The following is a 12,776-nucleotide window of genomic DNA, read 5'->3' as shown; positions in this document are numbered from 1 at the left end:
TTCCCTTGATGTGAAGCTCACTTGAGTGAGGCCGTTATGTCATCCTCATTGGAGTGTTCAAGTTATGGGAATCCCGATAAGATCGATAAGAGACAAATCTTTTTCCATGTGAGGATCCATCCAATTGAAGAATCCGTTCATTAATTGTTTCCATATACAGAAAGTCATCATTCGCATTTAGACGGTAGAAAGTGTAGGTGTTTCCAAGGAGTTCTTTCTTTGTTATTTGTGTATCGGGATGCTGCAGGATGAAATCTGACAGCTGCCTAACAGAAACGGAAGGAATGTCTGCCATTTCATAAAGTTTCCCTTTAAGATTGGATTTTAGCTTGCTTACGGCACTCATTGCCTTTTCTTTATATTTATTCCTGGACATGAAGTCACTCCTTAATAATGAGTTATTAAGAATAATTTCCATTTGCAGAAAGAATAAACATTAACGGCAGGAAAGTCAAGAACAGTAACAAATGAAAAAAATATTACTGAAATCTTTCCTGAACTTTGAACGAAAGGAAGTGCGTGTTTTGCCTAAGCAAATGAGTAATTTAATACCCGATTGTGAAAATTGTTTTGGGCTTTGCTGTGTGGCCATCCCTTATGCAAAATCTGCAGACTTTGCTTTGGATAAGGAAGCAGGTAAGCCATGTCCCAATCTGCAAGCTGATTTTCGCTGTCAAATACATGCAGACCTCAGGGGAAAAGGCTTCAGAGGATGCACCTCATTTGAATGCTTTGGAGCAGGCCAAAAAGTATCTCAAAACACTTTTAAGAATAGAGACTGGCGCAGCCATCCCGGACTTGAGAAAGAGATGTTTGATGTGTTTCCCATTATGCATCAGCTTCATGAAATGCTTTTCTACTTAACAGAAATTCTATATTTAAAAGCCGCTATGCCTATTCATGGTGAAGTCAGAGACATTTTGGACAAAACAGAGGATTTAACTACTATGGGACCGGGTTTAATTATGGATATTGATGTCCAGGCACATAGGGGTGAAGTCAATAAGCTGCTTCTAAAAGCCAGTGAGTTTGTCAGGAAGAACGCAGGATTGACTCAAAAATCCTCGAAAAAATATAGGGGCCGGCGAGATTTTATCGGAGCCAAATTAAGCGGTGAGGTGTTGTGCGGAGCGAATTTAAGAGGTGCCTTGTTTATTGCAGCTGACCTGCGCAAAGCTGACTTAAGATATACGGATCTTATTGGTGCGGACTTTAGGGACGCAAATTTAAGCGGAGCCAATCTAATGGGAAGTATTTTTCTAACACAGGCTCAGGTTAATTCAGCAAAAGGGGATATGTATACGAAGCTGCCAAAGGTATTGAAGAGACCACAGCATTGGGTGAATCAAAAGGAAAGAAGAGATGCCGAATGACACAGAACGAAATCGTGCTTGTTGTCAGCACATCAATTATACAAGAAGGCAAAGTGCTGATGATAAAAGAGAATAAAGCCATTGTAAAGAATAAATGGAATTTCCCGTCTGGCCGTGTTGAAAAAGGGGAAGATATCCTTGCGGCTGCCTGCAGGGAAGTTAAAGAAGAAACGGGCTTGGACGTAAACCTGACCCATACAACTGGAATCTATAACTTTATCAGCAGTACGGACCATCAGGTCATCTTATTCCATTTTATTGCTCAAATAAGAGAGGGCTTTTTAAACCTACAGGAAGAAGAAATTGCCGATAGCACGTGGGTGAACCTGTCAAACCTTAATAGCTTGAAAGACGAGGAACTTCGCGATGCCAAAGTCATAAGGCAAATCCTAAATGCCGTAAAAGCTGATAAACTTTATCCCTTGGAGCTGTTTCAAACAAAGTTAAGCTGATAAGGTAAAAGGAATTTTCAGGAATTTTGTCGAAGGAATACCCTATCGATAAAATTAGGTGGGATATGAATGGAGTTTAAAATTAAGAATGATTATTTTAATAAAGCAATTGGAGAAGTGAGCAGTGCAATTTCTGCTAAGACACCTGTTCCTATTTTGACCGGGATAAAGCTGACTGCATGCGAGGACCATTTAACACTCACCGGAAGCAACTCTGATATTGTGATTGAAAAGGTTATTCCTGCTGCTCATGAAGGGGCTGTACTGGAAATAGTAAAGACTGGCAGTATTGTAGTAACATCCAGATATCTGACAGAGCTAATTAGAAAGCTGCCGGGTGACATACATATCAAAGTCAATGAAAAGCATAACGTGACAATCATTTCAGATGAAATCATCACATACATAAATGGTTTTCCAGCTGTAGAGTATCCAAAACTTCCTGAAATTGAAAATTCGCACGGGATCGAAATTTCCTCTGCTAAATTATCGGGAATGATAAAGCAGACCGTGTTTGCAGTTTCAAAGAATGATACAAGGCCGGTGCTCACAGGAGTGCATATGATTGTTAATGAAAATCACTTTTCGTGTGCGGCAACTGACTCACATCGATTAGCATTTCTGGAGACAAGGATCGTTTCTGCTTCCAAAGGGTCTTTCATTGTTCCAGGCTCAAGCCTTAAGGAACTTTTAAAGCTATTGGCTCATCAGGAAGAAAGCGAAATACAAATCTTCTCATCAGAGAGCTATTTAGTATTCAAAACAAAATCAATCATGCTCTGTTCACGGCTTATTGAAGGCAAGTATCCGGATGTAACGGGACTTATCCCTAATGAAGCGAAAACAGTTATAAAACTGGATGTAAAGAAACTATTAAAGGGAATTGACCGCGCCTGCCTGTTTGCCCTCGAATGGAAGAATAACAATGTCCTCTTGGAGATAAAAGAAGGAACATTGAAAATATCTTCTGTTTCCTCTGCCATTGGAAAAATTGAAGAAACACAGCCTCTATTAGAAATTACTGGCGAGCGGGAACTATCCATATCACTTGATGGAAACTTTTTAATGGATGCCCTAAAAGCTATACTGGAAGAGCATGTTCTTTTATGCTTCAGCGGTTCAATGAAGCCTGTTATAGTCAAGCCTGTCAGCGACGAGTCGTATATTCAGCTTGTTTCGCCTGTTCGTTCGTATTAAAAGCTGTAATTAATCTTTTGCACCATTCACCAGCAAGGTCAGCTGGCGGATGGTGCTTTTTTATGGCTTACAATAACAAGTCTATATTTCCATTTCCATCCATTATAAAATGAAAGGGATGTCAAACTTAAGAAATGCAGATTCAATCTTAAGAAATTCTTAAGATTTCTATTACATTAATGTTAAGATTTTGCGTTTAGTATAAAAATATGAAATGAGCACCTTGAAAGCAGGGGGATTATGGATAACTATTATGTACTCGTCGTAGATGATGAAAAAGAGATAAGAGATGCCATTGAAATTTATCTTAAAAATGAAGGCATAACCGTCTTGAAAGCGAAAGATGGAATCGAAGCTCTGGAGATATTGAATGAGAACCAGGTGCATCTGATCATTTTGGATGTCATGATGCCAAAGCTCGACGGCATTTCAGCTACATATAAAATTCGCGAAAAGAAAAACATTCCGATTATTATTCTGAGTGCCAAAACAGAGGATACAGATAAAATCCTGGGGCTGCAGGTTGGAGCTGATGATTATGTGACCAAGCCTTTCAATCCCATGGAATTGGTTGCCCGTGTGAAATCGCAGCTGAGAAGATATGTGACATTCGGAACGTTTGAAGGAGTAAAAAAGGTGATCGATCTGAACGGTCTGGTGCTGGATAAGGAAGCAAAAGAAGTGAGTGTTAATGGCGAGCCAGTGAAAATGACTCCGATCGAGTATAAAATTGTGGAACTTTTAATGACGAATGCCGGACGTGTTTTTTCCATTAATGAAATTTATGAACGGGTATGGAACGAGCCGTGCTATAACGCAGAAAATACGGTGGCAGTCCATATTCGGAAAATCCGTGAAAAGATTGAAATCGATCCGAAGAATCCGAGATATTTAAAGGTGGTATGGGGAATTGGATACAAGATGGAAAAATAAATTCATCATTGCGATGATAACGGTTTTATTTGCTTTCGGAGCGAGCGGCGTTTTGTCTGTTCTCATAAACGGAAGGGAATATGCGAACCCGGACTATTTTCACACAAATCAGTTTAGAAGTGATTTGGATCAGTATGCCGGATACCTGGAAATGTTCGAACTGAATAATGTTACCCTCGAAAGTGCTAAGGAAGCAATCGAGGTGTCGGAAGAGGACATTAATGAACATCGCTATCGTTATGGGACTCTGCCTGAACAAATAGATAATATTAGAAGCCAATATGAATATAGAATCCAAGAGGCAAAGGACACTGAAAATAATGAATTTGCCAAGGCTTTAACCGATCAGATGAACAAAAGAATCGAGGATATTACGAAGAACTTTGAGAGTGATGAACACGTACGCCCCAAAGTGATAAAAGAAAAAGAAGAAAAGATAGAAGAGTTTTTCAAGGAAAAAGAACAATTGCGGGATCAGTATGATTTTTATGAGGATTCATTTACTTATTATTTTGAGGACACTTCCACTGGTGAAGTATACACGAATTTAAGTTTGTCCAAAAATGAGTCTCCGGATGAAGTAATGAAAAAAGAGATGGTTTATCGTACCGATTACACCATGGACAAAAATTATTTCCTTCATTTTATTATGGGGGGGTATGAGGAGTTTGAACAGTCCCTGACAGAATCGCAATCAGGCTACTTTAAAGGACAAATAGGTCTGGCTAAAAACCTTCCTGATTCAAATATGTTCATTGACCAAAATAATCATTTCAAACAAAAGCAGATTGTATTATTAATTTATGGCGGCTCAGCGGTTTTGGCCGTTATCGCTGCATTGATTGCTGGCAGAAAGTCAAAGGCCCTTTCAGCTGAAATCAAAAGGTGGGAGCCTTTATATAATAAGCTGCCTATAGATTTAAGAATAATCTTCCTGGGGTTTGCAGTAATGGGCAGCATTTTGGCGCTCTTTCTGATAAATGATTTTCTAATAGACTCCTACAATATCCTGCCGCGTGTTATTGAATTGATTATTGTGCTTCTGGGAGCATCGGTACTTTGCGGTCTGACAATTGTGCAGCTGAAATATATTGCTGATGAATTTAAAGACTGGGAAAACGCAAAGGCAGTTTTGAGAAAGAGTCTGGTTTATAGAGCGGCTGGCGGTTTGAAAACCAGCCTGCAGGAAGCCTTTTTAAACCGGAGTACAGGGACGCAGCTGTTTGTTGTTCTATTAATCATCTTTGGAATGGGAATGGGTTCGATCGTCATGTTCTTCCACCCGCTTTTTGCCCTATTTTATGTAATGGTTTTAGCTTTTGCAGGTGTTCCGCTTGTTATGGCACTAATCAGACGCGTTGGCTATTTCAACCGAATTGTCGAGACCGCAAATGAATTGGCTTCGGGCCACATGGGACAGGACTTGCCAGTTAAAGGAAAAGGTGTTCTGGCTGCACTCGCAGGAAACATTAATATATTGAAGCAGGGTGTTAAAACATCTCTAAGCGAACAGGCAAAAAGTGAGAGGCTGAAAACGGAACTGATTACAAATGTCAGCCATGATTTAAGAACACCATTGACTTCAATTATTACGTATACGGAGCTTCTGAAGTCAGGTGAGGTTTCACAAGACGATCGCTCAGCCTACCTTGAAATCATTGACCGAAAGTCAAAACGATTAAAAGGTTTGATTGATGATTTATTCGAAGTCTCGAAAATGGCGAGCGGCAATATTGAGCTTCGGAAGGAAAGAGTGGACCTCGTCCAGCTGCTGCAGCAGGCGCTTGCAGAGCATGATAACGCCATTAGTGAATCTAATCTGCATTTCCGCGTAACCAAGCCTGATCATCCGGCAATAGCATATGTGGATGGGCAAAAGCTCTGGCGTGTCTATGATAATTTAATAGGCAATATCCTGAAATATTCTTTGGAAAATTCACGGGTCTATATTGCGATAACGAAAATGAAAGGCAAGGCAGTCATTACGTTTAAAAATGTTTCTAAATATGAATTGGACGATCAAAGTGAAGAACTTTTCGAGCGTTTTAAACGAGGAGATAAATCAAGGCATACAGATGGCACTGGCCTGGGCCTTGCCATTGCCAAATCGATTATTGATCTTCATGATGGAAATCTTGAAATAGATACAGATGGTGACTTGTTCAAGGTGATCATTTCACTGAATATAGAGGAGTAAGGGAAGAGGATGAATTATGGATATTACCGAGCTGTATACGTGTCATTATAAACGCCTTTATCATATATGTTTCTCGATGACAAGAGACGCTTATCTTGCAGAGGATATCGTTCAAGAAACTTTTATTAAAGCCATGAAGAAAGCGGAAACGATTATCGATGAAGAAAAAGCGGGGGCATGGCTGTCTGTCATTGCCCGAAGGACCGCCCTGGACGTTATTCGCAGAGAAAGGCGGAAAGCTGCTGTGCCGATGGAGCAGGACATGCTTGAATGCCTCGGTGTAGCTGCGAAACAGAATGTGGAGCAGGAAGTTGAATCCGGCTTTGCTGCTGAAGAAATCACCGGAGCCGTAAAGCAGCTGACAGGCAGCTATAGAGATATTCTTTTGCTGAAAATAGACCGGGGATTAAAGGAAAGGGAAATAGCGGCTATGCTTAATTTAAATCCATCAACTGTAAAAACCAGGATCTTCAGGGCTCGAAAGCAGCTGAAAATGATGGTGCAAATGGGCGCATAACAACGAAAAAGAGAGCAATTGGCCAATAAGATCGGCCGTTTGCTCTTTTTTAATTTATCTTTACGGGCAATATCAGGTCAATTGTCCTCTCTGCTTTTGCATAGCAGACGGCCGAATTAGGAAATAATAATAAAAACTTTCGAGAAAGAGATATAAGGAATACTTATGATCTTACTTATAGCTTCAATAATCGTTTTTAATATGGCTGCCTTCAAAATAAATAAAAAAATGACTCCCAGCCAAATATTGCAAATCTGGACTTTTACGATAGCTTTTCAGATGTTATTTGATTTAATTGTTGAATTTAAACATCATCATTATTGGTACTTTTCTCCAGGTGTTGAATGGGTAGGCTTGCTGCCGAGGTTATTTTTAATTCCGCCGGTGAACATCATTTTTTTGAATGGATACCCTTTTTCAAAGGGCGTTCTTAAAAAAATGGTTTATCTACTTTTCTTTGTTGCGGGAATTATCCTTTATGAAATGGCGGCTCTGCTTCCTGAACCATGGGGTTACTTTAACTATGGTACATGGAAGATATGGTATTCGATTATTGTTGACCCATTTCTTCTGTTGTCTCTCGTATTATTTTATAAATTTATAATTTTATTAGAGCATAAAAGTTCTTTACATAAAAAGTATTGAAACAATCAAAGGCGGTTCATTGTATGTATTGGTTTCCTTATCTTTCTTTGGCCATTAATCTGATTGTAATTAGGTACATGCCAAATTATTTCTCCTGGAAATGGTGGTATTCTGCCATCTATTATTTTGCAGCTTTTGTATTTGTGCGCTGGCATTTGCATTTTATTAGGTCAAATTAAAGCTTCCTGCTTGTGCAGGAAGCTCATTTATCTGTTTGGGAGCCTATCTTTATGCCTGGCCATTCTGTTATCGAAGAAATTCTTGGCCTCGTGCTTTATCACATCTCGGATTGTTTTGAGTATTTTCAAGTTCATCACCACTATAGAAATACGCCGCATAAAAATATTCTGTGCCAGTCCTTATCTGGTAATATGAGAAAAAATGAACAAAACCACAGCTTCGATTATCAGAGGCAGGAGACTTTTCTTGCATTTTGGGGGGAGATCTCAATTTCATTCAATTTCCGATATAAAACCATATTTTTCCCTGCTGAAAAACGGTTTTTATTATTGATATAATAGATGGATGTGTACAGCGGAGGTGAAAACAGCATGAATGCGTTTATTAATGTTCTTAGAGAATCATTCAATTTCAGCGGTAGGTCGAGAAGAAGGGAATATTGGATGTTTATTTTGTTTACATTTGTGATCTCAATCATTTTAACTATTATTGAGATGATGTTTGGATTGGAGATTACAGAGGACATTGGAATCCTTACAACTCTCTTCTCTCTGATTATGATAATTCCGAGTCTTTCTGTAACTGTCAGAAGACTGCACGACACCGGGAAAAGCGGCTGGTGGATTTTAATATCTTTGATTCCTTTAATCGGAGGGATTATTATCCTCATCTTTACTCTAATGGACAGTGAACCTGGATCAAATAAATATGGGCCTAATCCTAAAAAAGCAATATAAAAAAATCTCCAGCCGCCTCGGCTGGGATTTTTTTTGAAACTATTTTTGAGAAAATTCGTATTACTTTTTAGTGATATCTTTACCCGGAAGTGAGGAATTTAGGTGAGGAATAGATTATTGAAGAGACTTTCATATCTTTTTACCGGAGAAACGACGAGCCTCATAATGTTTGTTTTTATCAGTTATCTGGTGAATTATACATATCCTGATCTTCATTTATATTCACTATTTTCTTTCTAGTCATCATTTCTGCTGCTGGAGTTCTTACTCCTTCAAGGATCCATTTATTGGTTTGTAAAATGGAAGCGCCTAAAAAAGGAAAATACATCAGCTGCCCCGATCAGGCTAGTTGAGCAGTTATGGGCCATAAAAAAATGGAACATTGCATTGATAATAATAATTCCGGCTGCCTTCATAGCAGATTATTATATGTGGCATCCATCAACCCCTCAGGGACTGACGATTGCCGCCTTTATCTATATCTTTGCCATCCTTGAGTATGTTAACTATTTTCATATTCAGCTATCTTATGATAATCGCTCTGACATTAACAGCCTCAAGCAGACAAAGCGCTTTAAACAAGCATGTTTAAGCAAGGATTTTAAAAGACTGAAAAATATTAAAGCAGAAAGCAGGAATTTACGGTGAGCATACTGAACACATGACAGGTAACTGGTAGAAACAGCAGAATCGGTAAGGTATAGAAGGAATAATGTATAAGGGAGTTGGCCAGGTGTGAATGGGATTATTTGCTAAATACAAAGGAAGAGATTCTGAACTTCCACGACATAGAGAAAGAATAATGCATTCTATTGAAAAGGATTTGATACATGATCAAAATGTATTGCATGTTTTTTATGGCGGTTCAATTGGAGAGAACAGTACGGATTTATTTTCAGACATTGATCTGCGGATTGTCGTGAATGATGAGGTATTTGAGGAATATAGGCTTAATAAAAAGGGAAGGGCGAAAAAATGGGGAAATGTTTTATTCTTCGAAGATAATCCCCGTGCGTCACATACTGTTGCACACTATACTAATTTTATTAAAGTAGATGCATTTTATTATCGTTCCCAACAGCTCCAGCCATCTGTATGGCTTCAAAATATAAAGATTGTTCATGATACGGATGGAGTAATGCTTGCATTATCGGAAAAGTCAAAAGGTTTAACTTACCAGCCCACTCATGAGGAAGTAGAAAGCTGGAGAAATAAATTTTTTGCATATATACATGAGATATACAGAAGAGTGAGCCGGGGGGAGATATATTATGCTTTGCACTGCCTGGACAATCTCCGATTATCCTTGATAACTGCATGGCATATGGAAGCAGGGGTGCAGCCAAATACCTTCGGAGACTGGGCCAGATTGCAGGGAACAAGGAGCAAACTGGAAGCCTGGCAGCTAAAACTCCTGGAGGAATGGTTCAGCAGTCAGGAACCCTCTGAAATTATGAAGGCGATGGCAAGCATTTTCCCGGAATTCAGAAGAGTACATGCATGTCTTTGTCACAAGGTTGGGCTGGAAGAACATGATGATTGGGTGGAAAAGATACTCGGAATGGTTGATTGAAACATAGCATGTTAATAGAAGAAAGAAGGCGATACCTATGGCAAAAGTAATCGGATTTGAATTAAACAGCCAGGATCCGGAAAAAGCAGCTGAGTTTTATTCCAAAGTTTTCGGATGGGAGATTGAAGAACCGAATTGGGGATATTGGCCAGTCAAGACAGGAAATGACCAAAATCAATCCGTAAATGGGGGCATCAGTAAAGGGCCAAACGATTACCCGCATGGTACCCGGATTCAGATTGAAGTGGAATCGATTGATGAATCCATCTCACTTGCAAAAGAAAATGGGGCAATGGTGGTAAGGGACAAAATGGAATTTGATGATTTTTATCTTGCCTATCTGGTGGATTCAGTTGGGCTTGGGTTTGGGCTTATTCAGAGAAAAAGATAGTGCGGTGCTTTAAGGCATCGCTTTCAGCATCGATATTGACGAAAAAGGCAGGGGTTCAATTGAAATAGTAATTAATCGGGATGAATAACGACGAAAAAGAAGAGTGTCGAAGGAAAATGGGAGTTAATCAAGAAAAATATAGACGAAAAGGAAGAGGGTCGAAGGAAAATGGTAGTTAATCGGGATGAATAACGACGAAAAAGACAAGGGTCGAAGGGAAATGGTAGTTAATTGGGATGAATAACGACGAAAAGGAAGAGGGTCGAAGGAAAATGGTAGTTAATCGGGATGAATAACGACGAAAAGGACACGGGTCGAAGGAAAAGGGTAGTTAATCAAGAAGAATAACGACGAAAAAGACAAGGGCCGAAGGAAAAGAGGAGTTAATCCTGCATCTGCTTCAAAAACGGTTTCATCAGTCTGCATCTTATTTTCCCATTAGGTTTCTAATGAGTCCAATCTTACTGAAGTTAAAAAGAAGGAGGCCATACTATGAGCTTAGGTGCAAATTATCTAATGATCGTAAAGAATAGATTCCAGGCTGTGAAGGAATTAGCGGATATAACCATTCAGCGGCTTTCCAAGGAGGAATTGAATCGGGCTTGCAATGAAGAGTCCAATAGTACAGCGGTAATTATCAGGCATATGAGCGGCAATATGGTTTCACGGTGGACCGATTTTTTGACATCAGATGGAGAAAAGCCTTATCGAAACAGGGATGAGGAGTTTTCGACAGCCATAGCTTCAAAGGATGAACTAATATTGATTTGGGAAAAAGGGTGGAAGGTACTGTTTTCCGCTTTAGATAGTTTAAAAGAGCAGGATCTGCTTAAAAATATCACTATTCGAGGTGAGAGCCATATGGTTATGGATGCAATAGAAAGGCAGATGGCACATTATTCTTATCATGTTGGACAGATTGTTTATATTGGCAAGCTAATTAAAAACGGGGAGTGGGAAAGCCTTAGTATTCCGAGAGGGAAATCTGATGAATTTCTTAAGGAAATGCTCGACAAACACGATGCTGGAAAATAGGCGGTGTATTCATTTGCAATCGGGAGGGAAATCATCTTTTTCCTCACGCTTCAAACATATTCAACCTAATGGTATAATAAGGAAAACTGAAAGAAGTGTTCTTTTTGGATCTAATGACGGGGAAGATCGTGTTTACTTCTTTATTTATTATCCTTATACATAGTATTGAAACACTGGCTTATGCAGTCCGATTATCGGGTGCCAGGGTCAAGCTGATAGCATCAGGGCTTTCTTTGTTCAGTACCATTGTCATTGTTTCACGAATGGCAAACATGGATCAGCAGCCATTGCTTGGCAGTATTATTGATACTGCGCCTGAACAAAACTTTCTCGGTTTTGTGGAAAGTCAATTCAGGGTGTTAATAGGGGCATCCACAATAGGGACCATTATTGGAATCCTATTGCTCCCAACGTTCATAGCCATTTTTTCAAGAGCGATAATCCGTCTTGCCGAAGAGGAAGGTTCGGTTCCTTCATTACTGAAAATCGGATTTAATTGGAAATCGGCTAAGAGAATTTAAACATTTTAAGATTCCGAGAATCTCCTATTTGAATGGGCTTAAACTAAGTGAAATACCAAAACGGCTATTTTTATTCAATATGTTTGTGACAGCCATATATACGATTGGAGTACTGGCAGCCCTATATGCTTCCTTGCTCACAACGGTTAGTTCAAATACTGCTATAATGGCATCCGGACTCATAAACGGTGTGGCAACGATCCTTCTATCCATTTTTGTGGACCCGAAAATTTCTGTCATGTCAGATAATGTGGTGCACGGGAAAGCCAAGTTTTCGAATTTAAAAGGAATTTCCATTATGTCTCGAACCGACTAGCTGATGCAGAAAGCTTGCCATTGGTCATAGAAGAATTATTTATTGTTCCTTTTTATGGCCAGCATACCTACTTAGCTTTAGTTAGCAGCAAAGATGTTGAAGTAACGGGAATTGATGCTCTTAATATTGTCAATCTCATCAGTATTTTTGAATGGGAGATGTGTTAATAGAGTATTAGTGGTATAATTAAATATAATCAATCCAATGGAGAATGATTAACTATGATTGCTAGCAGAATTGCTCATTCAAGAAAAAAGGTTAAGAAGTATAGAGGCCGAGCAGGCAGAATGGTTACTCCCTCTGGAGAAACCACTGCAATTAATAATCGCGGAAAGAATTAACCAAAGTTGCACCTGGAGACTCATTTAGTGGTGTAAATGAAATGAATAAAAAGGTGTTAGAGTTGTTAAATAACCAATAGAGACTGGAAGCAAAGGCAAAACGCCTTTGCTTTTTTTATGGTCATATTGCAAAAGGTCCATGGATATACTTCTTATATAAGGAGGATAGCTATGGGAGATGATAAGGGTATAAAGGGTCAAAAGAAGACATTCGGTAAAGATATGGGATTTAAAGTGGCAAAGGAAAACGAAAAGATAATCGAAGTTTTAAAAGAAAAGAGAGCGGAAAACAAATGACTTCAATCTTTCCTTTTTTATGGCTTATGAGGAGGGTATACTAGACTATTACTTCTTCTTTTCATTTTTAC

At 39.1% G+C, this 12,776-nt stretch carries 14 protein-coding genes and 2 pseudogenes; 15 read left to right on the top strand and 1 reads right to left on the bottom strand.

The genetic code is table 11. The features are described from left to right. Window positions 1–34 precede the first annotated feature (34 nt). Window positions 35–376, bottom strand: a complete 342-nt coding sequence (locus IRB79_RS18670; protein WP_243503977.1) for a hypothetical protein — start codon at window positions 374–376, stop codon at window positions 35–37. A gap of 160 nt (window positions 377–536) precedes the next feature. Here IRB79_RS18670 and IRB79_RS18665 point away from each other — a divergent pair, with 160 nt between their 5' ends. The 15 genes and pseudogenes from IRB79_RS18665 (at window position 537) to IRB79_RS28065 (ending at window position 12,705) form a co-directional block, all read left to right on the top strand. Continuing rightward, window positions 537–1,373, top strand: coding sequence for a pentapeptide repeat-containing protein (locus IRB79_RS18665; protein ID WP_243509534.1), 837 nt, complete (start codon window positions 537–539; stop codon window positions 1,371–1,373). Further along, window positions 1,370–1,825: an NUDIX hydrolase gene (locus IRB79_RS18660; RefSeq protein WP_243503976.1), complete on the top strand. Its 456-nt coding sequence runs from the start codon at window positions 1,370–1,372 to the stop codon at window positions 1,823–1,825. The genes IRB79_RS18665 and IRB79_RS18660 overlap by 4 nt, the downstream gene beginning before the upstream one ends. Before the next feature lie 69 nt (window positions 1,826–1,894). Beyond that, window positions 1,895–3,022 carry a DNA polymerase III subunit beta gene (gene dnaN, locus IRB79_RS18655; protein WP_243503973.1) on the top strand — a complete coding sequence of 376 codons (1,128 nt, stop codon included), beginning with the start codon at window positions 1,895–1,897 and terminating at the stop codon, window positions 3,020–3,022. A gap of 240 nt (window positions 3,023–3,262) precedes the next feature. Further along, on the top strand, window positions 3,263–3,955 hold the full coding sequence (locus tag IRB79_RS18650) for a response regulator transcription factor (protein WP_243503972.1): 693 nt from the start codon (window positions 3,263–3,265) through the stop codon (window positions 3,953–3,955). Next, a complete protein-coding gene (locus IRB79_RS18645; protein WP_243503970.1) occupies window positions 3,933–6,152 on the top strand; it encodes a sensor histidine kinase in 2,220 nt (739 codons plus the stop codon). The genes IRB79_RS18650 and IRB79_RS18645 overlap by 23 nt, the downstream gene beginning before the upstream one ends. 16 nt (window positions 6,153–6,168) lie before the next feature. Then, on the top strand, window positions 6,169–6,669 hold the full coding sequence (locus IRB79_RS18640; protein WP_197249428.1) for an RNA polymerase sigma factor: 501 nt from the start codon (window positions 6,169–6,171) through the stop codon (window positions 6,667–6,669). A gap of 165 nt (window positions 6,670–6,834) precedes the next feature. Continuing rightward, a complete protein-coding gene (locus tag IRB79_RS18635) occupies window positions 6,835–7,314 on the top strand; it encodes a hypothetical protein (RefSeq protein WP_243503969.1) in 480 nt (159 codons plus the stop codon). A 551-nt stretch (window positions 7,315–7,865) separates the two neighbouring features. Then, a complete protein-coding gene (locus IRB79_RS18630) occupies window positions 7,866–8,231 on the top strand; it encodes a DUF805 domain-containing protein (RefSeq protein WP_243503967.1) in 366 nt (121 codons plus the stop codon). Window positions 8,232–8,333: 102 nt separating this feature from the next. Beyond that, window positions 8,334–8,879, top strand: a pseudogene (locus tag IRB79_RS18625) (general stress protein). Between the two features lie 91 nt (window positions 8,880–8,970). Further along, window positions 8,971–9,804, top strand: a complete 834-nt coding sequence (locus tag IRB79_RS18620) for an aminoglycoside 6-adenylyltransferase (protein ID WP_243503966.1) — start codon at window positions 8,971–8,973, stop codon at window positions 9,802–9,804. A gap of 37 nt (window positions 9,805–9,841) precedes the next feature. Next, on the top strand, window positions 9,842–10,195 hold the full coding sequence (locus IRB79_RS18615) for a VOC family protein (RefSeq protein ID WP_243503964.1): 354 nt from the start codon (window positions 9,842–9,844) through the stop codon (window positions 10,193–10,195). Window positions 10,196–10,687: 492 nt separating this feature from the next. After that, complete coding sequence (locus IRB79_RS18610; protein WP_243503962.1) at window positions 10,688–11,230, top strand: DUF1572 family protein; 543 nt, start codon at window positions 10,688–10,690, stop codon at window positions 11,228–11,230. Window positions 11,231–11,334: 104 nt separating this feature from the next. Continuing rightward, window positions 11,335–12,061: pseudogene (locus tag IRB79_RS18605) on the top strand (lipid II flippase family protein); the annotation flags it as partial. A gap of 20 nt (window positions 12,062–12,081) precedes the next feature. After that, on the top strand, window positions 12,082–12,234 hold the full coding sequence (locus IRB79_RS18600; protein WP_243503961.1) for a type II toxin-antitoxin system SpoIISA family toxin: 153 nt from the start codon (window positions 12,082–12,084) through the stop codon (window positions 12,232–12,234). A 345-nt stretch (window positions 12,235–12,579) separates the two neighbouring features. Continuing rightward, window positions 12,580–12,705 (top strand): hypothetical protein, encoded by a 126-nt coding sequence (locus tag IRB79_RS28065; RefSeq protein WP_279401028.1) that lies wholly within the window; start codon window positions 12,580–12,582, stop codon window positions 12,703–12,705. Window positions 12,706–12,776 lie beyond the last annotated feature (71 nt).

Source organism: Cytobacillus oceanisediminis, from assembly GCF_022811925.1.
Taxonomy (GTDB): Bacteria; Bacillota; Bacilli; order Bacillales; family Cytobacillaceae; genus Cytobacillus; species Cytobacillus oceanisediminis_D.
The sequence above is the reverse complement of the archived record's forward strand: the minus strand, read 5'-3'. Positions and strand labels throughout refer to the sequence as shown.